Below are 22,616 nucleotides of genomic sequence, written 5' to 3' on the forward strand. Positions count from 1 at the left end.
CCTCACTGTGTAGCGCGCAACGCTAGTTCAAGGTCACGCACATCGGTCGCATCCCACGGCTGTTCCCAGCCGCCGAGTGCGATCAGGCCGTTGATCAACCCCGCGGTGAAGCCCCACACCAGCATGCCCGGCGCGGAGAAGGCCGCTCCGACGTAACCCGCAGGGTGACGCACCCGGAACCTGTTCGCAGGATCGGCGAGGTGCGCGACCGGCACCCGCGCGACGGCGGCGGTCTCCGCCGGGTCGACAGGTGCGACGGGGCTCGGCTGTTCCCAGTAGGCGAGCACGGGTGTGACCACGAACCCGGACACCGGCACGTACAGCTCCGGCAGCAGGGCGAGCGGTCTCACTCCTTCCGCAAGTACACCTGTCTCCTCGTAAGCCTCGCGTAATGCGGTGGCGACGGGCCCGTCGTCGGTCGGGTCGGACGCCCCGCCGGGGAACGCGACCTGGCCCGGATGCGAGCCCAGCGTGTCCGAACGGCGCAGCAGCAACACGTCCGGCCCGTGGACCTCGTCCTCGCCGAACAACATCAGCACGGACGCCTCGCGCACGCCCTCTGACGGCGCCCGAGGGACCCGCATGAACGTGCTCGCGTCGATCGTCTCGGTGGCCTTGGCCAGGCGCAGCATCCAGTCGGGTGGCTCTGCTGCCTCCGTCATCGAACCGCCTTCTCCACCTGCTCGGGCGTCTGGAAGTACGGCGGATCCGTGATCTGCCGGACCAACCCGTCCGCTGATACGTAATACGTGGCGGGAAGCGGCTTCGGCGCCTTGACGCGCTTGCGAAGTTCATCGGCGCCGTCGAACACCGAGGGCAGCCGCACGCCGAGCTTCGCGAGCAGCTCCAGGCCGTCGGCTTCCCTGCTGTCCACAAGAACTGGGACGACCGGGACGGCACCTGGTTGCTTCGCATACGTTTCGAGCACGGGCAGCTCCTGCTGACACGGCTGGCACCAGGTCGCCCAGAAGTTGATCAGCATCGGCCCCTTCAGCGCGAGGGCCGTCCGGGTGCCGTCGCCGAGGCACGTGACGTCTACGCCGCCTGGTGCGCCGGGCACGCACGGCCGCAGCTGGGCCTGCGCGCGCAACGCGGCAACGTCCTGGGCCGGGCGGGTCGGCGTGGGCGGCTCCGGTGACTTGTCACGGGGCCAGAGCGCCACGACACCCGCCACGCCCAGGACGAGCACGAGGACGAGCCAGCGAGTGCGGTTGTTCACCCCACCAGCTTCTCACCGGACCGGACTCGGTCGGCGAGCTCCAGCAGGTGCGGCTTCTCGTCGCCCTTCACGAGTTTGGCGGCCTTCACCGGGTCCTCGGGGCCGATGCCGTACGACGGGCAGTCCTTCATCAGCAGACAAGCCCCGCACGCAGGGGTTTTGGCGTGGCAGACGCGACGGCCGTGGAAGATGATCCAGTGCGACGCCATGGTCCAGTCGCGCTTCTCGATGATCGCGCCGATGGCGTGCTCGACCTTGACCGCGTCCTCTTCCGCGGTCCAGCCCCAACGGCGGACGAGACGCCCGAAGTGGGTGTCGACTGTGATGCCGGGCACATCGAACGCGTTGCCGAGAACCACGTTGGCCGTCTTGCGTCCTACACCTGGGAGCTTCACCAGCTCCTCGAGAGTGCCGGGAACCACACCGTCGTACTGCTCCACAAGAGCAGCACCGAGACCTAGCAGAGACGTTGCCTTGTTCCGGTAGAAACCGGTCGGGCGGATCATCTCTTCGAGTTCGACCCGGTCGGCGCCGGCGTAGTCGGCGGCCGTCGGGTACTTCGCGAAGAGCGCGGGAGTGACCTCGTTGACCTTCTTGTCGGTGCACTGGGCGGACAGCACCACCGCCACGACCAGCTCGAGCGGCGTGGTGAAGTCCAGCTCGCAGTGCGCGTCGGGGTATCCCTCGGCAAGCACGCGCACCATCCGGCGGGCCCTGCGGGTCAGACCGACTTTGGTTTCCGGCTTCTTGGTTGCGGGCACTGATTCAGCGTAGTCAACACGCCGACACGACCCCCTAGACGCGTACTCGAATCCCTCATGCGCCACACTGCGGAGCATCATGACTGCCTGGTTTGTGATCGTCGTCCCGATCGTGATCATGTTCTTCGCGCTCTTCATGGAGCGCGTCGAAGCGAAGCTCCGGCACGTCGCCGTGCAGGAGAACGAGGTCGAGGAGTTCCTGGAGTCCGCCAGGCCTGATGAGGTCAAGGCGCTCTACGGACACGGCATCGGTCGCGCCCTCGAGCTGTTCCGCCTGCGTCGTCGCGGCCGCGGTGGTGTGCGCAAGCGCGTCCGCTAGTGGCCCCTGTGCTGGCAGCCACCCGAATGGCGTAAACTGATTCGTTGGGCTCTGGATCGAGTCAGTCGGGTTGTTCCTAGTAAGACGGCGAGCCGGGCGGCGATCCACAACACAGCCCTTAGACTGCAACGCAGTGATCGGCGGCACGGCGCTGACTCCACCAAAGATGGTGGTAGGCGTGCCGTCGCGTCGATTAGGAGGGACGAGGTGGACGAGACCCTGGCGCGAGCGGGCATCTTCCAGGGGGTTGACCCAGCGGCCGCAGAGGCACTGGCGCAGACCCTGGAGACGGTGGAGTTCCCGCGTGGCCACGTGATCTTCGCGGAGGGTGAGCCGGGCGATCGCCTGTACATCATCCAGTCCGGCAAGGTGAAGATCGGCCGCAAGTCGCCGGACGGCCGCGAGAACCTGTTGGGGATCTTCGGACCTTCCGACATGTTCGGCGAACTGTCCATTTTCGATCCCGGGCCCCGCACGTCGACTGCGACGACGGTGACCGAGGTGCGCGCGGTGTCCATGGACCGCCCCGCGCTCCGGCAGTGGATCACCAACCGGCCGGAGATCGCCGAGCAGCTTCTCCGGGCGCTGGCCCGCAGGCTGCGCCGGACGAACTCGATGCTGGCCGACCTGATCTTCACGGACGTGCCCGGCCGCGTCGCCAAGGCGTTGCTGCAGCTCGCGCAGCGCTTCGGCTCGCAGGAGGCCGGTCTGCTCCGCGTCACGCACGACCTGACGCAGGAGGAGATCGCCCAGTTCGTCGGCGCGTCCCGCGAGACCGTGAACAAGGCTCTGGCCGACTTCGCGCACCGCGGCTGGCTGCGACTGGAAGGCAAGAGCGTGCTGATCCTGGACCCGGAGCGGTTGGCTCGCCGGGCCCGTTAAGGCACTTCCGGAGACGCGAGCGAGCTTGTTCTTCGCGAGTTCACGCTGGTCGTCCGTTCGCCTCTTCGTCGTGATTCGGCGAAGCCCAATTCAGGGCGAAGCGGCGGGCGGATGATCAGCTCCTCGGCGAACTCGCACGGAGTCTGCGAAGCAGCGACCAAACACAGAGGACCGGGCGCCACCCCCGACGTGGCGCACCGGTCCTTTGTGCTGCACGGCCCATCCCCCGACGAACCGTGCCTTCCATCCCTCTGGCGCGCAGGCCCCGACCCTCAAGCCAGAGGTTGGTCTCGGTGGATGAGTCAACTTTCGCACGTCTCCACCCCGACCACTCAAGCCCTTTCACCCTCAAGGACCCTATGAGTGGCCGATTCGTTGCATGTTTCACCCGGTCATCCCATTCCCGTGACCCAATCGCAATCATGGTGACCCTGCGCACCCGACCTGGTACTTCCGTACCAGATTTGGCATACTGGTACACATGTCCCACTCTGCCCGTCTCTCCGACTACCGCGCTGCTCTGACGACCCCCGGCATGCGCGGCCCCGTGGTCGCGTCTCTGCTCGCCCGCCTCCCGATCGCGATGGTCGGGCTCTCGCTGCTGCTCTACGTGGAGCGCGCGACGGGTTCGTTCGCGGTCGCCGGCATGGTCTCGGCGGCGGCGCTGGTGGGCGTGGCTCTCGGCTCCGTCGTGCAGGGCCGGCTGATGGACCGCTTCGGCCCCACCCGCCCGTTGATGTTCGTGACCGGCCTGTTCGCGTTGTTCGTGAGCGTGTCGGTGATCGCGGTCGAGGCCGGTGCTCCCGTGTTCGTGCTGGTTCCGCTGGCCCTCGGCGTCGGCGCCTTTGAGCCGATGGTGGGCTCGGCGTCGCGTGCGCTGTGGGAGCGGATGGTGCCTTCCGGCGCGACGAGGATGGCGGCCTACGCCTACGAGTCGATCAGCATGGAGGTCTTCTTCATCCTCGGACCGGGTCTCGCCGGTCTGCTGCTGGCGGCGCCGTGGGCGGGCACCGGTGTGGTCGTCGGGGCCGTGATGATGGTCTTCGGTGCGCTGTGGTTCGCCTTCAACCCCGTCGTGCGTGCCTGGGGTCCGGTTGCTGCCACGCCTCGTCCGCTGCTCGGTGCGTTCGCCTACCCCGGCATGCGGACCGTGGCCTTGGCTGCTCTGGGCTTCGGCGTGACGATCGGTTTCGTCGAGGTGGCAGTGCCGGCGTTCGCGAAGGCCGCGGGCCACGCCTCGATGGGCGGCCTGATGCTGTCGCTGTGGTCGATCAGCTCGGTGATCTTCGGCGTGCTCTACGGCATGCGCCCGTGGCCGCGCCCGATGCACCTGCGCCTGCCGGTGCTGCTGGGCGGGTTCGGTCTGCTGTCGCTGCTGCTGGCGATCCCCGCTTCGCTGGTGGGCCTCGGCTTGGCGTTGTTCGTCGTCGGCACGTTGATCACGCCGCAGTCGACCGCGCACTCCGCGGCGATCGAGCAGGTCACGCCCAACGGCATGGCCGCGGAGGCGTTCGGCTGGGTGATCACCTCGGTGACCGTCGGCCTCGCCATCGGCCAGGGCCTGTCCGGCCAGCTGATCGAACACTTCGGCACGCGCCCGGCGTTCGTCGCCTCCGGTGTGGCCGGTCTGCTGATCGCTTCGGCCGTGTGGCTGCTGCGCGGCACCGTCCGCCGCGGCGTGCCTCGCTCGGAGGAGCCGCTGCCGGCGCGCTCCGAGATGGACCTCGCCGCCCGCTGAGCCCTTTTTGTTGCACACGCGGCATCTCCGCGCACGCGGGGAAGGGGACGCGGGGTCCCCGCGTGCGGTGTGAGCGCACGAAAGGGCCCCGCGTGCCTCAAGCGACTGAGCGCATTGGCACGACCAAGTAGGTCAGTTCGACGCCGTCTTCGCCCGGTGTCGAGGTGAGCACGGTGGACCGCAGGCCGTCCTGGATCTTCAACTCGATCCGGCGGCCTGCGAACGCCTTCAGCGCGTCCGCGAGGTAGCGGGCCTGGAACGTCTTGGTCAGCCGGTCGCCTTCGACCGTGGCCTTGACGAACTCCTCCGACTCGCCCTGCTGCGGATCGCTGCCCTTGACGCGGAGTTCCGAGTCCTCGACCTGAATGGTCACCGCCTGGTGCGGGCCGCCGTAGGGCGTGGCTCTGCGGACGGCGCGGGCGAGTGCGTCCGCGTCGACGAGCACCGTGCTGTCGATGACTGCCTCCAGGAGTCGGCGCGCCCGGTCGTCCGGGAACGGAGCGGCCAGCAGTGCGGTGGAGATCTCGTTGTGGTCCCAGGTGAGGCCGATGCGGTCGGCGTTCGCGTGCAGGGCGACCCTGCCGGTGGCCTGCCTGGCCGCTTCCACGAGGGGCTTCGCCGGTACCAACAGGTCGAGTTGACCTTCTTGTTCCCACGGCAGCGTGGCGTAGGCCATGCGGTAGCGATCTGTGGCCATCACGTGCAGCTTCCGCGCGTCCGACTGGATCCGGATGCCGGTGAAGATCGGCAACGCGTCGTCCTTGCTCGCCGCGCCCGCCACCGCCGCGATGGTCTTGAGGTGGCCGGCGTCGACGGTGCCCTGCCTGGGCGGCAGGTTCGGAATTCCGGGGTGGTCGTTCAGGTCCAGCAACGGGAGCGCGAACCTCGACGTCGGTGTGCGGATCGCCAGCCGCTGGCCTTCTACTTTCAGCCGCACCTGCGGGTCGTCCAGCGCCTGGAGGGTCGCCGCCAGCGGTTTCGCGGGCACGAGCACCTCGCCTTCGGTGTGGACTGTCGCGTTCACGGTCAGCCGGACGCCGTGCTCCTGGTCGCTGCCCGCGACCTCGACGTGAGTCCCGGCCTTGATGCGCAGCCCGGCCAGGACCGGGTCGAGCACGCGGGCGGGCAACAGCCGCGCCACCTCGGCGGCGGCCCCGGCCAGCTCGGCTGTCGTGACGGTGAGGTCCATGACTGGGACGCTAGCGAGAGGGTCTGACAATTTCGGACGGCGGAACGGAGCGCAAGCATGTCGTCTCAGCCGGTGACGGACGGATGTCTGATCTGTGCCAAGCACCGCGGTTCTGGACCGCTGGTCGGACCGGTGGTGTGGTCGTCCGAGCTGGTCGTCGTCTCGCACCAGCCCGTGGGGATGCTGGGACATCTGTTCGTGGAGACGCGTCGGCATGTGGCGACTTTGGATTCACTCACGGTCCCGGAAGTCGAGGCGGTGGCTCGGGCGGTGCGGCTCGTGGCGATGGGACTGCGGGCGGAGTTGGCTCCCGAGTTCGTGTTCTCGGCCGTGGCCGGGCGGCAGGTGGCGCACTTCCACCAGCACGTGTTCGTCCGCCATCAGGGCACGCCGGAAGCGTTGGCGTGGCACGAGGACTGGGCTGAAGCGCCGACTGGTGACGTCGGCGCACTCAGCACGGTTCTGAGCAGGTACTTCTAGGCCCCGGCCTTGCGCCTGGCGAGATCGATGATCCGTTGCAGGTGCAGGCCGCGGCGCACGTCGCACTCGTGGGTCGTGGTGCCGCTGTGCACCATGGCCACGAAGTCGTCGAGCAGGTTGGTGAAGCAGTCCAGAGCAGGGGTGTCACGGTTGGACAGCGTTCGGTGGCCGTTGGTTCCGAAGATCGTGAAATCGGCGAAGGGCGGTTGCATCGGCAGCGAGAGGCACAACGAGACGGTGCTGGTCGCGCCGCCTGCGTGCTGCAGGATCAGCTGCCACAAACCGGTCTCCGACACGTGCGCCGCGATCACGTCGGTGATCTCCCCGAGAGCCGCGTCGAGCAGATCGAACGCGTGCGGGCCGACGTCGTCCAGCGCGCCCTTCTCGTGGCGCCACGGCGAGTTCGAGAACGGGCCGTCCAGCAGGGCGCCCGCGAGCCAGCGGCTGTCGGCTCCGGTCCAGCCGCCGGTGCGGTGCAGCTGGGCGAGCATCTCCTTGGTCTCCGGGGCGTAGCGGCGGGTCAGCACGACCAGGGACGCGACACCCGCTTCCTCCACGGCCGAAACCAGCTCGGCGGCGACGGAGACCGACGAAGCGATCGGCTTCTCCAGCACGAGGTGCTTGCCGGCCCGCGCGGCCTCGATCGCCATCGGGCCCTGCACGTCCGGCGGCACGCAGAAGGCCACCGCGTCCACAGTGGACAGCATCGAGGCGTAGTCCTCGAACGGTTCCGCACCATGAGCCGCAGCGAGCGAAGCCGCCGCCTCACCACGACGCGCCCACACGCCGGTCAGCGTCGTGCCGGGGTGGTTCGCGATACCGGGAGCGTGGATCATCTGGGCCCACGGGCCCGCACCGACAAGTCCTACGCGCAGCTGTTCGTCCACTCGCACATCCTGCCTCAGGAGTAACTGGCCTTGGGCACGAAGATCTCGCCCCCGTTGTCGAACTTCAGGCGCACGCCGTCGGATGAGACCTCGCGGTCCGGGTCGTGTTCCCAGCCGTTGGGCACCGTCACGACGTGGCCGCGGTCTGCGGAAGGGCCCAGCCAGATCTCGTAGTAGGTGCCGCCCACGAGCCGTTCGACCTTCTTCACGTACACGCCGGGTGCAGTGGGGGTCGGCTCGACGCTGATCACGGTCGTGCGGTCCGGCACGAACATCACCACGCCGGCCACCGCGGTCATGCCGGTGCCCAGGATCGCTCCGAGCAGGAACAGCAGGATCTTCACCAGGCAGCCGGAGACGTTCGTCGCCATCACACCATCCTCGGGTAAGCGCGGTCGTACGCTCGGAGAATGCCCGACGACATGACCTTGCCGGGAAACCTGGTACCCGCCGAGCCACCAGCTCAACCCGCCGCGCCCCGCGATGCCGTCACCGTGGTGCTCCTGCGAGACGGCGACCAAGGCCTCGAAGCGTTCCTGCTGCGCCGGGTGAAGGGCATGGCGTTCGCGGGCGGCATGACCGTCTTCCCCGGTGGTGGCGTTGATCAACGTGACGCCGACACATCCGTCGCCTGGGCAGGACCGCCGCCGCAGTGGTGGGGCGAGGTCTTCGGCGTCGACCCCGCGACGGCCCGCGCGTTCGTGTGCGCGGCGGTCCGGGAAACCTTCGAGGAGTCCGGCGTCCTGCTCGCGGGCCCGGACGAGAACTCGGTCGTCGCGGACACGAAGGCCTACTCCGCAGCCCGTCAGCACCTGGTCGACCGCGAAATTTCACTCGCCCAGTTCCTCGCGAACGAAAAGCTCGTGCTCCGCGCGGATCTCCTGCGCCCGTGGGCGAACTGGGTGACCCCGCTCGAAGAACCCCGCCGCTACGACACCCGCTTCTTCGTCGCCGCACTGCCGACCGGCCAACGCGCGGACGGCGAGACCACCGAGGCGTCCGACGCGAGCTGGCAGACGCCCGCCGAGGCCATCCAGGACGCCCAGGACGGCCGCCGCATGCTCATGCCGCCGACCTGGCGCACCCTCGACGAGGTCGGCGCGCTCGGCAGCGTCGAGAAGGTCATGGCCGAACAACGCAGCGTCGAGAAGATCATCCCCAAGCTGATCCGCGACGGCGACACGATCCGGGTGGTGTTCCCGTGAGCGGCTCCCCGCTGATCGGCGCCCGTGCCGCGCACCCGAGGTACGGCGAGCTTCGTCAGGTGACCGAACACGCCGCCGTGCTGCTGGCCGACAACCCGAGCCCGATGACGCTCGACGGCACCAACACGTGGCTGCTCAAAGCCCCGGACGCAGGCGAGTACGTCGTCATCGACCCGGGCCCGCTCGACCACGCACACCTCAAGAAGATCGCGGAACAAGGCCGGATCGCCGAGATCCTGCTGACCCACGGCCACCCCGACCACTCCGAGGGCGCAAAGGAGTTCGGGGAACTGGTCAACGCCCCGGTGCGCGCGCTCGACCCGACCTTCACCTACGGGTCGGAAGGACTCCGGGACGGCGACGTGATCACCAGCGCGGGCCTGGAACTGCGCGTCCTCGGCACTCCTGGCCACACCAGCGACTCGCTGTGCTTCGTGATCGATGGCGAGGCGGTGCTGACCGGCGACACGGTCCTGGGCCGCGGCACCACGATCGTCGCCCACCCGGACGGCAAGCTCGGCGACTACTTCGAGTCCCTCAAACTGCTGGCCGAGCTCCCGGAGAACACCGCGGTCCTGCCCGGCCACGGACCGGAACTCAAGGACGCCGGCGAGGCCGCGCGGATGTACCTGGCCCACCGCACCCAACGCCTGGAACAGGTCCGCAAGGCCGTCGAACACCTCGGCGGCACGCCCACCCCGCGCCAGGTCGTCGAGATCGTCTACAAGGACGTCGACAGGGTGCTGTGGCCCGCCGCGGAGTGGTCCGTGCGGGCCCAGCTGGAGTACCTGCGAACCTACTGAGGCTGGTGTCCGTTGTTGGACGTGCCGAACGCCGACTGACGCGCCGAGGACCGGTCGATCTGCCAGCGACCGGTGTCGGTCGCCTTCGCCCCGGTCTGCTCCCGCTGCGCCAGCTCCTCGTGCAGCTGCTGCAGCAGGGCCCGCTCCCGTTCGCTCAGGTTCGCGTCGACGGACGACGGCTCCGGCGTCTCGGCCAGCGCGGCCTGCAGGGCGGCCAGCTCGTCCGGCTTCAGCTCCGTGGTCACCTCGGCCCGGTTGATCGGCATGGGCTCCGGCAGGGCCTCGATCTCCGGCTCGGCCGGGGCCATCGAGATCCGCTTCACGGGCTTCGGCGGGAACGGCTGAGAGCCCTCCAGCGCCGTCGTGTTGTTCGTGCGGGTGCGACGTGAGCCGGTCTTCTCCTCCACTGGCTCCGGCGCCGGTGTCGGCTCGGCCACCGGCGCCGGAGCGGGAAGTTCTTCTGACTGGTCGAACCAGGCAGCGGTCGGCTCGTGGGCCATCGCCGGCGCGCTGGGCGGCGGAGGCGGAGCCGAGACGGGCGCTCCCGAGATCGGCACCGCACGCGACGCCGTCACCGCGGAGGCGTGGTAGTCGCTGAGCTGCGTGCCGACGGTCAGAACCTCGACGGAAGCACGGATGCCCGCCTTCCGAAGCACCGCGTCGATTCGGTACGAGGTCGCGGGCGCGAAGCCCTGCGGACCGATGTCCACGAGCACCACGCGCTGCGGCAGCGGACCCGGCGTGGAGCCAGCCGGGGACGAACGCCAGACGCAGCGCACCGAGCGGATGTCCGGCAGCACAGACACCGCGCGGGTCAGCACGCCCTCGAGGTCCGCGGCCGGGTCGTGCTCCGCGGTGAAGCGGTGGCGCACGAACGGCAGCACCTCGACGACCGGCAGGCGGTCGGTCAGCGCCGCGTCGGAACGCACCTCGTGCAGCGCCCATGTGATGGCTGCTCTCTCGTCCGGCAGCACCGGGATGCTGCCCGCGAGAAGAGTGCCGACGAGCAGCTCGACCGCCCGGTCGAGCTCTCCGACGGCGAGGAACTCTCGTGCCTGAGACAGGGCGTCGTCATCAACGCGCCCGGCCATCGACAGCAGGAGATCGTGGAGACGGACCGGCAGGCCGACACCGTCGTTCGTCACGTCAACTCTCCTTAGCTGAGCACCAGGTGCTCCTCGGACTCGGCGCCGGCGCACACCAGCTCCGATGCCGCCAGCGCCGCCCGGTGATAGGGCGGCAGGTCGAGACCGGACGGCACGACCTCCACACAGGGGTCGTGTTCGCCCAATGCCCGCAGCACGCGCTGCAACTCGCCGGTCAGCCGGGCGTGGCCGGTGGTGGCGGCTACCAGCAGGACGCGGTTGATCCCGGAGGGACCGATGCGCCAGCAGGAGCGAACCTCACCGACCCCGTGCCGGCCTCGCAGCGTGGCACCGAGCACGACGGTCGCGGAATCCCCCATCGGCACCCGATCGGGTGATTCCGGGGAAAAGGTGTAGTCGGTGGGTGGCAGTTCGTCCAGCCCTTTGACCGAACTGACAGCACCGGGTTCCGCCCCATAGGGCACCAGCGCGTCCTGCAAAAGGCGGAGTTCATGATCAGTCAGAGGGATGCGTCCGTGCAGCAGAGTTCGCGGCAAAGACCGCGCGAGCACCGCATACGCGTCAGAAGCCGCCCAGTCCCGGTACCGCCACAGCAGGTCGTCCGGAAGGCGTCCGGCGAGCCGCAGCAGCAGTTCGTGGCACGTGTCCGACATGTCACACCTCGACGATCAGTTCGATCTCCACCGGAGCGCCGATCGGCAGCTCGGCCACCCCCACGGCCGACCGGGCGTGCTTGCCCGCGTCACCGAAGATCTCGCCGAGCAGCTCCGAGGCGCCGTTCACGACACCCGGCTGGCCGGTGAAGCCCTCGGCGGAGGCTACGAAACCGACAACTTTCACGACTCGCTTGATCGAGTCAATCCCCACGAGCGCGTGGACCGCGGCGAGAGCGTTGAGGATGCAGGTCGCGGCGTACTGCTTGGCCTCCTCCGGGGAGACCTCGGCGCCGACCTTGCCGGTGGCGGGCAGCTTGCCGTCGACGAACGGCAGCTGACCCGAGGTGAAGACCCAGGAACCGCTTTGCGTGGCCGGCACGTAGGCGGCGAGCGGGGCGGCGACGCCGGGCAGCTCGATGCCGAGCTCCTTCAGGCGGGTGCTCCAGGTGCTCATGCCTTCGCCCGCTTCAGGTACGCGACGTGCTGCTCGCCGGTCGGGTTCGTCAGCACGGTGACCAGCTCCCAGCCGTCCTCGCCCCACTGGTCGAGGATCTGCTTCGTGGCGTGGATCAACAACGGCACGGTCGCGTACTCCCACTTCGTCATGCGCGGAGCCTAACTTGCCACCCGAACGACCTATGCGTGGTTCCGGCCGTTCGGACTACCTTGATCACATGGAGACGTGGCGGATCATCGCTACCAGCCTGTTCGGGGTGGGTGGGCTGGTGATGGTGCTCGTCGCCATGGCCCAGGTACGTGATCGCAAGCACAGTCACCACGCGGACGTCGTCAAGGCCGGGCTGATCGGTCTGGTGGTCGTGGCCGTGATCACGCTCAGCATCGCGCTGTGGCTGCCGTCCGTCGTCGCCTGGGCGTTGGTCGCCGCAACCGCGATGGCCGTCTTCTTCCTCACCATGATGGATTGACCGACCAGTCCACCTTCGACCGATTTCACACCTAGTCTGGACGTGTGACGTCGTGGACCGAGGAGCTGACCCGAGCCCGCCTGCACGTGGTCTCCGGCAAGGGTGGCACCGGGAAGACCACGATCGCCGCCGCGCTCGCCCTGGCGCTCGCCACCGGAGGCCGCCGGGTGCTGTTGATCGAGGTCGAGGGCCGGCAGGGCATCGCCCAGCTCTTCGACCGCGCCCCGCTGCCGTACTCCGAGGAACGGATCGCGTCCGCTCCTGGCGGCGGTGAGGTCCACGCGCTCGCGATCGACGCCGAGGCCGCGCTGCTCGAGTACCTGGCGATGTTCTACAACCTGGGCTTCGCGGGCCGGACGCTGCGCAAGATGGGCGCGATCGAGTTCGCCACGACGCTCGCTCCCGGTCTGCGTGACGTGTTGCTGACCGGCAAGGTCAAGGAGTGCGTCAACCGCACCGGCAAGGACGGCCGCCACCTCTACGACGCGGTGGTGCTGGACGCGCCGCCGACCGGGCGCGTGGTCAAGTTCCTGGACGTCACGAAGGCCATGGCCGACCTCGCGAAGGTCGGTCCGATCAAGGGGCAGAGCGACGGCGTGGTGCGGTTGCTGCACTCCGGCGACACCGCGGTGCACCTGGTGGCGCTGCTGGAGGAGATGCCGGTGCGCGAGACCCTGGACGCGGTCTCCGAGCTGGACGGCGCGGATCTGCGGCCGGGCGCGGTGCTGGTCAACCGGGTCCACCCGGCGCGGCTGCCCGCCCGTTCCGTCCCGGTCGCCGCCGAGGGCAGGGTCGACTCGTCCCGCGTGCTCGCCGGGCTGAAAGCCGCTGGGCTCGATCTCGACGAGTTCACGCTCGAAGGTTTGGTCGACGAGACCGTGGAGCACGCCATCAGGGTGCAGTCACAACAGCAGGCGATGGACCTGCTCAGCGAGTCGGACCTGCCGACCCTCGAACTGCCGGAACTGACCGACGGGGTGGACGTGGCAGCGCTGTACGAGCTGGCCGAGGTGCTGGTCGCGGCGGGTGTGCGGTGACCGAGAAGCTCGACTTCGACCCGCTGCTCGACGACCCGGCGACCCGAGTGCTGGTCTGCTGCGGATCCGGTGGCGTCGGCAAGACCACGACGGCGGCGGCGCTGGCGTTGCGGGCGGCCGAACGGGGCCGGCGCGTCGTCGTGCTGACCATCGACCCGGCCCGCAGGCTCGCGCAGTCGCTGGGCCTGCGAGAACTGGACAACCATCCGCGCGAAGTCGTCGTCGAGGGCTTCGAGCCCAAGGGCGAGCTGTTCGCGATGATGCTGGACATGCGTCGCACGTTCGACGACATGGTGCTGACCCACGCGGGCCGCGACCGGGCCGACCAGATCCTGTCGAACCCCTTCTACCAGACCATTTCCTCGTCGTTCTCCGGCACGCAGGAGTACATGGCGATGGAGAAGCTGGGCCAGCTGGTGGCGCAGGACGAGTGGGACCTGATCATCGTCGACACCCCGCCGTCGCGATCGGCGCTCGACTTCCTGGACGCGCCGCAGCGGTTGTCGACGGTGCTCGACGGCAGGTTCATCCGCATGCTCTCGGCTCCCGCGCGGGCGAGCGGCCGAGGGCTGCTCAAGATCGTCGGAACCGGTTTCAGCCTTTTCACACGCGCGGTGTCGACGATCGTCGGCGGCCAGCTGTTGCAGGACGCGTCAACTTTCGTCCAGGCGTTCGACAGCATGTTCGGCGGATTCCGCGAACGCGCCCAGCGCACGTACGAGCTGCTCCGCTCACCGGGCACCGGATTTGTCGTGGTGGCGGCGGCGGAACCGGACGCATTGCGCGAGGCGAGCTATTTCGTTGAGCGGCTCAGCGCGGAGAACATGCCGTTGTGCGGGCTCGTCGCGAACAGGACTCACCCCGTCATCGCGACGGACCTGCCCGCGGCCAACGCGCTCACCGCGGCGGACGATCTGGACCGCACCGGTGACGCGCCGCTCGCTGCGGCAGTGCTCAGGCTGCATGCGGACCGGGTAGCAGTCGCCGATCGGGAAAGGCGACTGCTGGCCCGGTTCACACGTGCTCACCCCGGTGTTGCGCTGGTCGGCGTGCCCGCGTTGCCCGCGGACGTGCACGACCTTGACGGCCTCCGAGAGATAGGCCGGCGCCTCGCCGGGGAGTAACCGTTACCCGACTCGGGTGTCTTCGAGGTGCTCTTGACGTGCGTTGTCGAGCAGCTCGAACCACGAGTCGACGTCCGGACGGCGGCGCAGCAGAGCACGGCGTTCGCGCTCGGTCATGCCTCCCCAGACCCCGAACTCGATCTTGTTGTCCAGCGCTTCGGCCAGGCATTCCATGCGCACTGGGCAACCCAGGCACACGAGCTTCGCCTTGCGCTGCTCCGCACCTCGGACGAAGAGCTGATCCGGCTCCTCATCTCGGCACGAAGCGTTGATACGCCAATCCCCCTGGTTCATATCCCCCACTCCTCAGTGCTGTCCAAATGTGGAAATCCGCCACACCCCTGCCACGGATGCCGTAGCGTTCGAGCCACGGCTGCATTCCTTGGACGTTGACGGACTGTAGTGCCGTTCGGTTCCACGTCCAACCCTGGGCCACCGAGTTGTTACCTGTCTTGCGTATGTCTACTCATGCTGAGTAACGGCCCTTACTGATCACCTTCACCCGTTCGTGTACGGCGTACGCTGACCCGCGTGCGAGTCAGGAATGGCGTGCTCAAGATGCTCGGCCTGTGCCTGCTGGCTGGGGTTCTCCTCGCCGGCATGCTGTTCCCCGTCGTGGGTGCGACAGGCCTGGTGTCCAACCGCGCCAGCGACACCGTGGACAGCATCTCCGCAGACCTCGTGACCACGGATCCTCCGTTGATCACCACGGTCACCGACAAGGACGGGCTGCCGATCGCGTACCTGTTCGACCAGTACAGAGTCCTGACACCGCCCGAGAAGATCTCGCCGACCATGAAGGCGGCGCTGATCTCGGTCGAGGACCGCCGGTTCTACGAGCACCAGGGCGTGGACTGGAAGGGCACCATCCGCGCCGGGCTGACGAACCAGGTCAGCGGCTCGGTGTCGCAGGGCGCGTCCACCCTGACCCAGCAGTACGTCAAGAACTACCTGGTCCACGTCGTGGCGCGGAACAACAAGCTGGAGCAGGCCAAGGCGCAGGAGCAGACCATCGCGCGCAAGATGCGCGAGGCCCGGATCTCCTTGCAGCTGGAGCGAAAGCTCGGCAAGGAGGAGATCCTCGCCCGCTACCTGAACGTCGTTCCATTCGGATCGACGATTTACGGCATCGCGGCGGCGTCGCAGGCTTACTTCGGCACGACTCCCGACAAGTTGACGGTTCCTCAGGCGGCGATGCTCGCCGGAATGGTGAACAGCCCGTCAGCACTCGACCCCGAAGCGTATCCGGACAAAGCGCTGGAGCGGCGCAACAAAGTGATCGACAGGATGGTCGAGAACGACAAGCTCTCGCGCGATGCCGGTGAGGCCGCGAAGAAGGAAGGACTGGGACTGCAGAACCCGGTTCGCACGCCTCCGAACGGTTGTGTCGGCGCCGGTCCGGAAAACGGTTTCTTCTGCTCGTACGTCGTGAACTACTTGCAGCGTGCGGGTTTCAGCGAGGAGCAGCTGCGCACCGGCGGTTACACCATTCAGACCACTTTGGACAGAACGGTCACCTCGCAGGCGAAGGCGGCTGCCGAGGCGGGCGTGGCCAAGAACAACGACGGCATCGCGAACACGATGGCCGTCGTGAGGCCCGGCAAGGAGCGCCACGAGGTGCTGGCGCTGGTCGCGAACCGCGACTACGGCCTGAAGGCGGACCAGAACCAGACGACGTTCGACCTGCCCAGCGGTGTGGAGAACAAGTTCGGCGCGGGTTCGGTCTACAAGGTCTTCACGGCCGCGGCGGCGCTGGAGAAGGGCATGGGCATCGAGAACGTCATGGCGACGCCCACCCACCACGTCTCCAAGGTCTTCAAGGGTGGTGCGCAGCGCTGCCCGAGCACCGGCGAGCCCGGCACCCGCTGGTACTGCCTGTCGAACTTCGACGGCAGCTACCCGTCGTCGATGTCGCTGCAGCAGGCGCTCGCGACCTCGCCGAACACCGGCTTCGTGATCCTCGAGGAGCAGACCGGCATGGACGCGGTCGTCGACATGGCCTCGCGCCTGGGCATGCGCGAGACGATGGCGACGAACCTCCAGGGCACCCGGCCGGACCCGAAGGCCAAGGACAAGCAGAACCGCATCTCGCAGACCGAGTTCTACAAGCAGAACGGCGGCAACGCCTCCTTCACGCTGTCGCCGGCGCCGGTGTCCACTCTGGAGCTCGCGAACGTCGCCGCGACCATCGTGAGCGGCGGCAAGTGGTGCCCGCCGACGCCCATCGCCAAGGTGCTCGACCGCAACCAGAAGGCCGTACCGGTCAACGAGGCGCCGTGCGAGCAGGTCGTGGCGGAGGGTCTCGCGAACGGTCTCGCCACCGGCATGAGCAAGGACGACCAGGGCAACGGCACCGCCGCGGCCGCCGCCCGTGCCGCCAAGTGGACCCGCCCGATGATCGCCAAGACGGGCACCACCGAGGAGTACAAGTCGGCGGCGTTCATCGGCGCGACCCCGGACTTCGCGGGCGCCGTGCAGACGTTCAACGACGGCACCTCGCCACGCCCGATCTGCCTGGCCGGTGCCGGCCAGCCGCGACTGTGCGGCGGCGGCAACATCTTCGGCGGCACGATCCCGGCGAAGACCTGGTTCGACACGATGACGAAGGTGCACGGGTCGATCCCGGTCTCGAACCTGCCCCCGGTCGAGCCGCGCTACCTCAAGGGCGGCAAGGAGATCCAGGTTCCGGACGTGGTGGGCCGGCAGGCCAACGACGCCACCCGGATCCTGGAGCAGGCCGGCTACAAGGTGAGCCAGCAGACGGTCAACTCCGAGCAGCCGAAGGGCACGGTCGTGAGCCAGACGCCGCGCGGCAACGCGTTGCGCGGCACGATCATCACGCTCTCGGTGAGCTCCGGTTACGTGCCGCCGCCGGTGGCGACGGAACCGCCGAACAGCAACCCGAACCAGCCGCCGCCCAACCCCGGCAACCCGAACGAGCCGCCACCGATCACGATTCCGACCGAGCCTGGCGAACCTCGTTAGTGCTGTGGCCGTCAACCTTTGCCCCGTATTCGGTGCTCAGACCGGTGCCGCGAGGCGCCCTGCTGAGTGCCGAAGACGCGGCGAAGGTTGGCGGTCGCAGCACTAGAGCATGGCTTCGAGGCGCTGGACGCTGGCGTCGATGTGGTTTCGGATCTCGGCGACCGCCTTGTCGCGGTCGCCGGATCTGATCGCGTCGAGGATCACCTGGTGCTCGACGACGACCTCCTCCGGCTTCTCCTCCTTGGTGAGCACGGTGAGGTAGAAGCGCAGCTCCTTGGTCAGGCCGGCGAAGAACTCGTCGAGGCGTGAGCTGTCGAGCAGTTCGACGATCCTCTGGTGGAACACGAGGTCTTTGTCGACGATCTCGCCCGTGTCCCCGGTCTTGGTGGCCTTGACCAGCTCATCGAACGCTGTGGTGATCGCGTCGAGCTGCTTTGAGCTCGGTGTGCGGGCCGCCGCGGCCGTTTCGAGGCGTTCGCGGGCGGTGTAGAGGGCCTCGACGTTCTCTTTCGTCGGAGCGATGACGACGGCGCCGCGGTTGACCTCGTAGCGCACGAGACCGGTCAGCTCCAGGATGCGGACGGCCTCGCGGATGGTGTTGCGCGCGACGCCCAGTTCGGCCGCGATCGCGCTCTCCCTGAGCCTGTCACCAGGGCCGAAAGCCCCGGCCATGATCCGTTCGGAGAGGCCGTCGGCGAGCTGCTGCGCCGTGGTGGTACGGCGCACTTCGAGGCCGTCGAGGGCTGACATGTGGCCAGTTTAACCGGTTGCCCTACAGTTGAACTGTACTACAGTTCGTTCTCATGGACCTCACCAAGTTCCAGGCGCTCAGCTTCGATTGCTACGGCACGCTCATCGACTGGGAGAGCGGTCTCGCCGCGGTGCTCTCGCCTTGGGCGCGCTCCGAGGGGCTCTCGCTGTCCGACGAGGAGTTGCTGCTCGCGTACAGCTCGCACGAAGCGGCCGTGGAGGCGGAGACACCATTCCGGCTGTACCCGGACGTGCTCGCGGAGGCGTTCCGGCGGACCGGTGCGGAGCTGGGGCGCTCGGTGAGCCCGGAGTGGGCCGCGCGGCTCGGTGCGTCCGTACCGGACTGGCCCGCGTTCCCCGACTCGGCGGATGCGTTGGCGCGCTTGGCTTCCCGCTACCAGCTGATCATTCTGTCCAATGTGCACCGGGACGGGTTCGCGGGCAGCAACCGGCATCTGCGCGGCGACTTCGCGGCGATCATCACGGCGGAGGACGTCGGCGGGTACAAGCCCGCGGAGAACCACTTCCGGGCGCTGGACGCGACGCTCGACTCGTTGGGCATCGAGCGTTCGGGGCTGCTGCACGTGGCGCAGAGCCTGTTCCACGACCACGTTCCGGCCCGTCGTGAGGGACTGCCGTCCGTGTGGATCAACCGGCGGCGCGACAAGCCCGGCTGGGGCGCGACGCCGCAGCCGGCCGGTGACTTCAGCTACGACCTGGAGTTCGGGTCGATGCGCGAGTTCGCGGACGCAGTGGTCTAACTGTGGGTGCCGCAGCGGTTTCGCCGCTGCGGCACAACGTCAGTTCGTGAGCTTGGACTTCACCGCGGCGGCCACCCGGCCGCCCTCGGCGCGCCCCGCGACCTCGGCGTTGACGGCCTTCATGACCTGGCCCATCTGCTTCTGGCCCGGCGCCTCACCGAGCTGCTCGGCGACGGCGGCGTAAGCCTTGTCCACAATGGACGCCAGCTCGGCGTCGTCGAGCTGCTTGGGGAGGTAGACCTCCAGCACGGCGAGCTCCTGGCGCTCCAGGTCGGCCTTCTCGGCCCGGCCGGCACCGTCGAAGGCCTCCGCGGCCTCCTTGCGCTTCTTCGCCTCGCGAGCGAGCACCTTCACGACCTCGTCGTCACTCAGCTCGCGGGCCTGCTTGCCCGAGACCTCTTCGTTGGTGACCGCCGTGAGCGCCATGCGCAACGCACCGGCCGTGACCGTCTCCCTGGCTTTCATCGCCACAGTCAGGTCGTTCTTCAGCCGCGCCTTCAACTCCGCCATGGCGCAGAACGGTACCGCCCGCAGGATGCCGCGCCGATCGAGTTAACCGCCTTCCGTACCCTTGACACGTGAACAAGCTCGGCCGAGCCCTCCTCGCCACGACCGCTCTAGGCGCCGCAACCGTCGCGTACGCGGCGGGAATCGAGAGAAGGCACTGGACCCTGCGCACAGCCACAGTGCCGGTCCTGTCCCCCGGCGCGCGCCCGATCCGTGTGCTGCACATCTCAGACCTGCACATGACGCCGAACCAGGTGTCGAAGCAGCGCTGGGTCGCCTCCCTGGCCGACCTGAACCCGGACTTCGTGGTCAACACGGGCGACAACCTCGCGCACAAGGACGCCGTCCCTGGCGTACTGCGCGCGCTCGGCCCGTTGCTCGACAAGCCGGGCGTGTTCGTGTTCGGCAGCAACGACTACTACGCGCCGCGGCTGAAGAACCCGGTGCGCTACCTGCTGCCGTCCGCCAAGACCAAGCGCATCCACGGCGTGACGCTGCCGTGGCGCGACCTCCGCGCGGGCATGATCGAGCGCGGCTGGCTGGACCTGACCCACGTGCGCCGGTCGATTGACGTCGGTGGTCAGACGATCTTCGCCGCCGGCCTGGACGACCCGCACCTGAAGCGCGACCGCTACGCCGACATCGCCGGTGAGCCGGACCCTTCGGCGGCCTTGCGGCTGGGCGTCACGCACTCGCCGGAGCCGCGCGTGCTGGATCCCTTCGCCGCGGACGGCTACGACTTCGTGATGGCCGGGCACACCCACGGCGGACAGCTGCGCGTGCCTTTCTACGGCGCTCTGGTGACCAACTGCGAACTGGACCGCGGCCGTGCGCGCGGGGTTTCGCGGTGGGGCTCGCACATGTGGATGAACGTTTCCGCCGGGATGGGCACTTCGCCGTACGCGCCGGTGCGGTTCTGCTGCCCTCCGGAGGCTTCCCTGCTGACGCTGGTTCCGCGGCCCGTCACGCCTGGTCAGGGGCGAAATGAGGGGGTCCGATTCGGAGCTGGGGCGGACATGATGTAGAGTTCTACTCGTTCCCAGCCGGGGTGTGGCGCAGCTTGGTAGCGCGCTTCGTTCGGGACGAAGAGGTCGCAGGTTCAAATCCTGTCACCCCGATTGAAATAACACAGGTCAGCCCCTGTTCGCATCCAATGTGGACAGGGGCTGATTTGTGTTTTATGGCCTTTCCGGGCAGTTGTGGGAGAAATTGGGAAGAACAACTCCCGGTCATCGGTGCGCCGGGCGGCGTTGGGCCAGGACGACGCCGGCGATGATGACGGCTCCTCCCAGGGGTTCGTTCCAGTGCAGCGCTTCGCCGAGGACGACGACGCCGAGGACGACACCGACCACGGGGGCGAGGTAGGTCACGGTGGAGGCACTGGTCGCGCCCCAGCCGGCGACGACGTTGGTGTTCCACACGTAGGCCAGCCCGGTCCCGACGATGCCCAGGACACCCACGGCGGCGAGGACGACCCAGCTCAAGGCGCCGGGGGTGGCGATCCAGGCAGGGGCCAGGACGAGCATGATCGTCGCGGCCAGGCCGACCTGGACGGTGGCGACCGGGACCGCGTTCAGACCACGCGGGGACACGAACCGGCGCAAGTACACGAAAGCCAGGCCGTAGCTGAGGGTCGCGAGCAGACAGGCCAGCTGGGCCACGACGCCGCCACCGAGCAGGATCCGCCAGGGGGCGAGCACGATCAGGACGCCGAGGAAGCCGACGGCGAGCCCGATGAGCTTGGTGCGCGTGGGTCGCTCAGCCGGGAGGACGGCGAGCGCGACGAGGGCGGTCATCAGCGGAGTGGTGGCGTTGTAGATGCTGGCCAGTCCGGAGTCGATGTGTTGTTCGGCCCAGGCGAACAGGGTGAACGGGACGACGCACAACACCACCGCGACCACGGCCAGGTGTGCCCACACGACCGGCTCGCGCGGCAGGCGTTGGCGGCTTAGAACGGTGACGACGCCGAGGGCGAGAGCGCCGGTGCTCAGGCGGCCCGCGACCACCTGCAGCGGGGTCAGGCCCTGCAGACCGAGCTTGATGAGCAGGAAACTCGATCCCCAGGCGATCGCGAGCAGCACGAACTGGCTCACCACCCGTGCGGATCGAGCTGGCTGGTGTGGAGGCTTGGCGGGCACGCTGGGCGCGATCCCGGGGCGTGTTCGGTCGAGCATGCGATCAGGGTGGCGGTGCGGGACCCGGTGCGCTGGCGGCAATCGGCCATGAGGCTCATGAGTGGACGCACCACGATCCGGCCAGGGTCGAATGGCGGCGACATTCACGCGAAAGGTCACTGCCGTTCGCTAATACCACCCGATCGTGTGGTGTAGCTCGACACGAGCGGCCGTAGCGGTCACCGTGTTTGCATGACGCAGCGCCACCGTTCCGCACCAAACTATACGGAACGTGCACGTAGCGTTAACCCTTACGAGTGAAGGTTGACGGTTCAACTCACGGTGCGTAACGGCTGTCTTGATCCAAACGACGAAGGCAGTGGTTCGGCACTCGTTGAAAAAGTCGGGAGATGCTTGTGATGGATTCCGCCGCCGCCAAGCCTGTCCATAGGTCGTGGATCGTCCTAGCCGCCAAGTCCATTGTGGTGCTTCAGGCGCTTGCCATCGTCTACATGCTCACGTCGGTGTGGGTCGCGGCCGCGGTGGCGGGCGCGTTCGTCGTCGTGGTGACCGCGGTCAAGGCGTTGTCGCGGGCAGGCAAGCAGGTCGACCAGATCTTCGAGGAAGAGCTCGGCCGGCAATAACATCTAGCTGAAGAAGCCCCGCGCGGGCAGGCCCTCCGGGAAGCGTTCCAGTGCGGCGCCGGCTTCGAGGGCCAGCGTCTCCAGAGTCTCGGTCTCGGCGGGCGTGGCGGTGTGCGGCACGGCCCAGTAGCAGCCAATCGCGCCGATTGGTTCGGGGCGCAGAATCGGAGCCATCAGCAGGCTTCGGACGAATGTCGGGCGATACGCTTCTTGAGGAATCCTCGCGTCGAAGCGAATGTCCCTGATCGCCACGGTTTGGCGATTGATCATCGCCCAGCCGCTGATGCAGTTCACCGCGGGGAAGCGCTGGCCCTTCCAGAGAGGGCTCATCGAGTCCTCGTCCGCGTAGTAGCAGAGATCGCCATCCAGCAGCACCAACGTGGCGCCGTGAGCAGCCAGCGAGGAACGGGCCGTGGTGCGGACGATCCGTTGCACTTCCTCCAACGTGGCAGCCCCGGCGAGGCGTTCCATCGTGTCGGACATGCATCAACGTTAACTCCCGCCAGGCCGTGGACCTAGTAGA

The 22,616-nt window shown here is 68.2% G+C and carries 28 protein-coding genes and 1 tRNA gene; 14 read left to right on the top strand and 15 right to left on the bottom strand.

Features of this window, described 5'->3' with window-relative positions; genetic code table 11:
- Nucleotides 1-2: 2 nt before the first annotated feature.
- From UK23_RS12385 to nth, 3 genes are read right to left on the bottom strand one after another with little or no spacing between them, the layout of a single operon-like run.
- Complete coding sequence (locus UK23_RS12385; RefSeq protein WP_045311602.1) at nucleotides 3-662, bottom strand: NUDIX hydrolase; 660 nt, start codon at nucleotides 660-662, stop codon at nucleotides 3-5.
- Nucleotides 659-1,219, bottom strand: coding sequence for a TlpA family protein disulfide reductase (locus UK23_RS12390; RefSeq protein ID WP_045311603.1), 561 nt, complete (start codon nucleotides 1,217-1,219; stop codon nucleotides 659-661). The genes UK23_RS12385 and UK23_RS12390 overlap by 4 nt, the downstream gene beginning before the upstream one ends.
- Nucleotides 1,216-1,923 carry an endonuclease III gene (nth, locus tag UK23_RS12395; protein ID WP_045311604.1) on the bottom strand — a complete coding sequence of 236 codons (708 nt, stop codon included), beginning with the start codon at nucleotides 1,921-1,923 and terminating at the stop codon, nucleotides 1,216-1,218. Before nth ends, UK23_RS12390 begins: the two co-directional genes overlap by 4 nt.
- A gap of 136 nt (nucleotides 1,924-2,059) precedes the next feature.
- Between nth and UK23_RS12400 the strand changes: the two genes are divergently transcribed.
- The 3 genes from UK23_RS12400 to UK23_RS12410 all read left to right on the top strand — a co-directional run bounded on the left by UK23_RS12400 (nucleotide 2,060) and on the right by UK23_RS12410 (nucleotide 4,919).
- On the top strand, nucleotides 2,060-2,299 hold the full coding sequence (locus UK23_RS12400) for a hypothetical protein (RefSeq protein ID WP_045311605.1): 240 nt from the start codon (nucleotides 2,060-2,062) through the stop codon (nucleotides 2,297-2,299).
- 207 nt (nucleotides 2,300-2,506) lie between these two features.
- Nucleotides 2,507-3,181: a Crp/Fnr family transcriptional regulator gene (locus UK23_RS12405; RefSeq protein ID WP_030469453.1), complete on the top strand. Its 675-nt coding sequence runs from the start codon at nucleotides 2,507-2,509 to the stop codon at nucleotides 3,179-3,181.
- A gap of 481 nt (nucleotides 3,182-3,662) precedes the next feature.
- Entirely contained in the window at nucleotides 3,663-4,919 is a 1,257-nt protein-coding gene (locus UK23_RS12410; protein ID WP_045311606.1) for an MFS transporter, read from the top strand.
- A gap of 97 nt (nucleotides 4,920-5,016) precedes the next feature.
- On the opposite strand, the gene dnaN is transcribed toward UK23_RS12410, so the two are convergent.
- Nucleotides 5,017-6,108, bottom strand: a complete 1,092-nt coding sequence (gene dnaN / locus UK23_RS12415) for a DNA polymerase III subunit beta (protein WP_045311607.1) — start codon at nucleotides 6,106-6,108, stop codon at nucleotides 5,017-5,019.
- Nucleotides 6,109-6,165: 57 nt separating this feature from the next.
- Here dnaN and UK23_RS12420 point away from each other — a divergent pair, with 57 nt between their 5' ends.
- Nucleotides 6,166-6,588, top strand: coding sequence for an HIT family protein (locus tag UK23_RS12420; protein WP_156213050.1), 423 nt, complete (start codon nucleotides 6,166-6,168; stop codon nucleotides 6,586-6,588).
- Here the strand turns inward: UK23_RS12420 and UK23_RS12425 are convergent.
- Both UK23_RS12425 and UK23_RS12430 read right to left on the bottom strand, forming a co-directional pair.
- Complete coding sequence (locus tag UK23_RS12425) at nucleotides 6,585-7,475, bottom strand: Gfo/Idh/MocA family protein (protein WP_082114599.1); 891 nt, start codon at nucleotides 7,473-7,475, stop codon at nucleotides 6,585-6,587. The genes UK23_RS12420 and UK23_RS12425 overlap by 4 nt on opposite strands.
- A 14-nt stretch (nucleotides 7,476-7,489) precedes the next feature.
- Entirely contained in the window at nucleotides 7,490-7,846 is a 357-nt protein-coding gene (locus tag UK23_RS12430) for a hypothetical protein (protein ID WP_045311608.1), read from the bottom strand.
- Between the two features lie 39 nt (nucleotides 7,847-7,885).
- Here UK23_RS12430 and UK23_RS12435 point away from each other — a divergent pair, with 39 nt between their 5' ends.
- On the top strand, nucleotides 7,886-8,680 hold the full coding sequence (locus UK23_RS12435; RefSeq protein WP_045311609.1) for an NUDIX hydrolase: 795 nt from the start codon (nucleotides 7,886-7,888) through the stop codon (nucleotides 8,678-8,680).
- A complete protein-coding gene (locus UK23_RS12440; protein ID WP_231114473.1) occupies nucleotides 8,677-9,483 on the top strand; it encodes an MBL fold metallo-hydrolase in 807 nt (268 codons plus the stop codon). The genes UK23_RS12435 and UK23_RS12440 overlap by 4 nt, the downstream gene beginning before the upstream one ends.
- Here the strand turns inward: UK23_RS12440 and UK23_RS12445 are convergent.
- Genes UK23_RS12445 through UK23_RS51465 form a run of 4 tightly spaced genes read right to left on the bottom strand, consistent with a single transcriptional unit; the run spans nucleotide 9,477 to nucleotide 11,851 of the window.
- The gene (locus tag UK23_RS12445; RefSeq protein WP_052684598.1) at nucleotides 9,477-10,628 is read right to left on the bottom strand and encodes a hypothetical protein; all 1,152 of its coding nucleotides are present in this window, start codon (nucleotides 10,626-10,628) and stop codon (nucleotides 9,477-9,479) included. The genes UK23_RS12440 and UK23_RS12445 overlap by 7 nt on opposite strands.
- Nucleotides 10,629-10,639: 11 nt before the next feature.
- Nucleotides 10,640-11,242 (bottom strand): hypothetical protein, encoded by a 603-nt coding sequence (locus UK23_RS12450; RefSeq protein ID WP_045311610.1) that lies wholly within the window; start codon nucleotides 11,240-11,242, stop codon nucleotides 10,640-10,642.
- A gap of 1 nt (nucleotide 11,243) precedes the next feature.
- On the bottom strand, nucleotides 11,244-11,699 hold the full coding sequence (locus UK23_RS12455; RefSeq protein ID WP_045311611.1) for a RidA family protein: 456 nt from the start codon (nucleotides 11,697-11,699) through the stop codon (nucleotides 11,244-11,246).
- The gene (locus tag UK23_RS51465) at nucleotides 11,696-11,851 is read right to left on the bottom strand and encodes a DUF4177 domain-containing protein (RefSeq protein WP_156213051.1); all 156 of its coding nucleotides are present in this window, start codon (nucleotides 11,849-11,851) and stop codon (nucleotides 11,696-11,698) included. The genes UK23_RS12455 and UK23_RS51465 overlap by 4 nt, the downstream gene beginning before the upstream one ends.
- 68 nt (nucleotides 11,852-11,919) lie before the next feature.
- On the opposite strand from UK23_RS51465, the gene UK23_RS12460 reads away from it, so the two are divergent.
- Genes UK23_RS12460 through UK23_RS12470 form a run of 3 tightly spaced genes read left to right on the top strand, consistent with a single transcriptional unit; the run spans nucleotide 11,920 to nucleotide 14,332 of the window.
- The gene (locus UK23_RS12460; RefSeq protein ID WP_045311612.1) at nucleotides 11,920-12,171 is read left to right on the top strand and encodes a hypothetical protein; all 252 of its coding nucleotides are present in this window, start codon (nucleotides 11,920-11,922) and stop codon (nucleotides 12,169-12,171) included.
- A 44-nt stretch (nucleotides 12,172-12,215) separates the two neighbouring features.
- A complete protein-coding gene (locus tag UK23_RS12465; protein ID WP_045311613.1) occupies nucleotides 12,216-13,208 on the top strand; it encodes an ArsA-related P-loop ATPase in 993 nt (330 codons plus the stop codon).
- Nucleotides 13,205-14,332 carry an ArsA family ATPase gene (locus UK23_RS12470; protein WP_045311614.1) on the top strand — a complete coding sequence of 376 codons (1,128 nt, stop codon included), beginning with the start codon at nucleotides 13,205-13,207 and terminating at the stop codon, nucleotides 14,330-14,332. Before UK23_RS12465 ends, UK23_RS12470 begins: the two co-directional genes overlap by 4 nt.
- A 3-nt stretch (nucleotides 14,333-14,335) precedes the next feature.
- Here the strand turns inward: UK23_RS12470 and UK23_RS12475 are convergent, their stop codons facing one another.
- Nucleotides 14,336-14,626 (bottom strand): WhiB family transcriptional regulator, encoded by a 291-nt coding sequence (locus tag UK23_RS12475; RefSeq protein WP_045311615.1) that lies wholly within the window; start codon nucleotides 14,624-14,626, stop codon nucleotides 14,336-14,338.
- 237 nt (nucleotides 14,627-14,863) lie between these two features.
- Here UK23_RS12475 and UK23_RS12480 point away from each other — a divergent pair, with 237 nt between their 5' ends.
- A complete protein-coding gene (locus tag UK23_RS12480) occupies nucleotides 14,864-17,317 on the top strand; it encodes a penicillin-binding protein (RefSeq protein ID WP_045311616.1) in 2,454 nt (817 codons plus the stop codon).
- Between the two features lie 102 nt (nucleotides 17,318-17,419).
- Here UK23_RS12480 and UK23_RS48560 read toward each other — a convergent pair whose 3' ends face one another.
- Nucleotides 17,420-18,067 carry a GntR family transcriptional regulator gene (locus tag UK23_RS48560; protein ID WP_052684599.1) on the bottom strand — a complete coding sequence of 216 codons (648 nt, stop codon included), beginning with the start codon at nucleotides 18,065-18,067 and terminating at the stop codon, nucleotides 17,420-17,422.
- A gap of 53 nt (nucleotides 18,068-18,120) precedes the next feature.
- On the opposite strand from UK23_RS48560, the gene UK23_RS12490 reads away from it, so the two are divergent.
- Nucleotides 18,121-18,828, top strand: coding sequence for a haloacid dehalogenase type II (locus UK23_RS12490; RefSeq protein ID WP_045311617.1), 708 nt, complete (start codon nucleotides 18,121-18,123; stop codon nucleotides 18,826-18,828).
- A gap of 39 nt (nucleotides 18,829-18,867) precedes the next feature.
- On the opposite strand, the gene UK23_RS12495 is transcribed toward UK23_RS12490, so the two are convergent.
- On the bottom strand, nucleotides 18,868-19,338 hold the full coding sequence (locus tag UK23_RS12495) for a GatB/YqeY domain-containing protein (RefSeq protein ID WP_045311618.1): 471 nt from the start codon (nucleotides 19,336-19,338) through the stop codon (nucleotides 18,868-18,870).
- A gap of 68 nt (nucleotides 19,339-19,406) precedes the next feature.
- Between UK23_RS12495 and UK23_RS12500 the strand changes: the two genes are divergently transcribed.
- Together UK23_RS12500 and UK23_RS12505 are read left to right on the top strand one after the other, a co-directional pair.
- Nucleotides 19,407-20,360 (top strand): metallophosphoesterase, encoded by a 954-nt coding sequence (locus tag UK23_RS12500; protein ID WP_045311619.1) that lies wholly within the window; start codon nucleotides 19,407-19,409, stop codon nucleotides 20,358-20,360.
- A 19-nt stretch (nucleotides 20,361-20,379) separates the two neighbouring features.
- Nucleotides 20,380-20,453, top strand: a tRNA-Pro gene (locus UK23_RS12505).
- A gap of 111 nt (nucleotides 20,454-20,564) precedes the next feature.
- On the opposite strand, the gene UK23_RS12510 is transcribed toward UK23_RS12505, so the two are convergent.
- Nucleotides 20,565-21,509: a DMT family transporter gene (locus UK23_RS12510; RefSeq protein WP_045311620.1), complete on the bottom strand. Its 945-nt coding sequence runs from the start codon at nucleotides 21,507-21,509 to the stop codon at nucleotides 20,565-20,567.
- Between the two features lie 359 nt (nucleotides 21,510-21,868).
- Here UK23_RS12510 and UK23_RS12515 point away from each other — a divergent pair, with 359 nt between their 5' ends.
- Entirely contained in the window at nucleotides 21,869-22,093 is a 225-nt protein-coding gene (locus tag UK23_RS12515) for a hypothetical protein (RefSeq protein WP_156213052.1), read from the top strand.
- 3 nt (nucleotides 22,094-22,096) lie between these two features.
- Here the strand turns inward: UK23_RS12515 and UK23_RS12520 are convergent, their stop codons facing one another.
- Nucleotides 22,097-22,576, bottom strand: coding sequence for a GAF domain-containing protein (locus UK23_RS12520; RefSeq protein ID WP_052684600.1), 480 nt, complete (start codon nucleotides 22,574-22,576; stop codon nucleotides 22,097-22,099).
- Between the last annotated feature and the right edge of the window lie 40 nt (nucleotides 22,577-22,616).

Origin of the sequence: Lentzea aerocolonigenes (assembly GCF_000955955.1) — a bacterium.
Lineage (GTDB): Bacteria > Actinomycetota > Actinomycetes > Mycobacteriales > Pseudonocardiaceae > Lentzea > Lentzea aerocolonigenes_A.

Excerpts from the sequence above, each read along its gene's own strand:
- UK23_RS48560 (WP_052684599.1), bottom strand. The coding sequence starts at position 18,067 with ATGTCAGCCCTCGACGGCCTCGAAGTGCGCCGTACCACCACGGCGCAG.
- UK23_RS12475 (WP_045311615.1), bottom strand. The coding sequence starts at position 14,626 with ATGAACCAGGGGGATTGGCGTATCAACGCTTCGTGCCGAGATGAGGAG.
- UK23_RS12400 (WP_045311605.1), top strand. The coding sequence starts at position 2,060 with ATGACTGCCTGGTTTGTGATCGTCGTCCCGATCGTGATCATGTTCTTC.
- UK23_RS12460 (WP_045311612.1), top strand. The coding sequence starts at position 11,920 with ATGGAGACGTGGCGGATCATCGCTACCAGCCTGTTCGGGGTGGGTGGG.
- UK23_RS12490 (WP_045311617.1), top strand. The coding sequence starts at position 18,121 with ATGGACCTCACCAAGTTCCAGGCGCTCAGCTTCGATTGCTACGGCACG.
- UK23_RS12520 (WP_052684600.1), bottom strand. The coding sequence starts at position 22,576 with ATGTCCGACACGATGGAACGCCTCGCCGGGGCTGCCACGTTGGAGGAA.
- UK23_RS12435 (WP_045311609.1), top strand. The coding sequence starts at position 7,886 with ATGCCCGACGACATGACCTTGCCGGGAAACCTGGTACCCGCCGAGCCA.
- UK23_RS12515 (WP_156213052.1), top strand. The coding sequence starts at position 21,869 with ATGGATTCCGCCGCCGCCAAGCCTGTCCATAGGTCGTGGATCGTCCTA.
- UK23_RS51465 (WP_156213051.1), bottom strand. The coding sequence starts at position 11,851 with ATGACGAAGTGGGAGTACGCGACCGTGCCGTTGTTGATCCACGCCACG.
- UK23_RS12510 (WP_045311620.1), bottom strand. The coding sequence starts at position 21,509 with ATGCTCGACCGAACACGCCCCGGGATCGCGCCCAGCGTGCCCGCCAAG.
- nth (WP_045311604.1), bottom strand. The coding sequence starts at position 1,923 with ATGGTGCGCGTGCTTGCCGAGGGATACCCCGACGCGCACTGCGAGCTG.
- UK23_RS12450 (WP_045311610.1), bottom strand. The coding sequence starts at position 11,242 with ATGTCGGACACGTGCCACGAACTGCTGCTGCGGCTCGCCGGACGCCTT.
- UK23_RS12385 (WP_045311602.1), bottom strand. The coding sequence starts at position 662 with ATGACGGAGGCAGCAGAGCCACCCGACTGGATGCTGCGCCTGGCCAAG.
- UK23_RS12430 (WP_045311608.1), bottom strand. The coding sequence starts at position 7,846 with ATGGCGACGAACGTCTCCGGCTGCCTGGTGAAGATCCTGCTGTTCCTG.
- UK23_RS12495 (WP_045311618.1), bottom strand. The coding sequence starts at position 19,338 with ATGGCGGAGTTGAAGGCGCGGCTGAAGAACGACCTGACTGTGGCGATG.
- UK23_RS12420 (WP_156213050.1), top strand. The coding sequence starts at position 6,166 with ATGTCGTCTCAGCCGGTGACGGACGGATGTCTGATCTGTGCCAAGCAC.
- UK23_RS12410 (WP_045311606.1), top strand. The coding sequence starts at position 3,663 with ATGTCCCACTCTGCCCGTCTCTCCGACTACCGCGCTGCTCTGACGACC.
- dnaN (WP_045311607.1), bottom strand. The coding sequence starts at position 6,108 with ATGGACCTCACCGTCACGACAGCCGAGCTGGCCGGGGCCGCCGCCGAG.
- UK23_RS12455 (WP_045311611.1), bottom strand. The coding sequence starts at position 11,699 with ATGAGCACCTGGAGCACCCGCCTGAAGGAGCTCGGCATCGAGCTGCCC.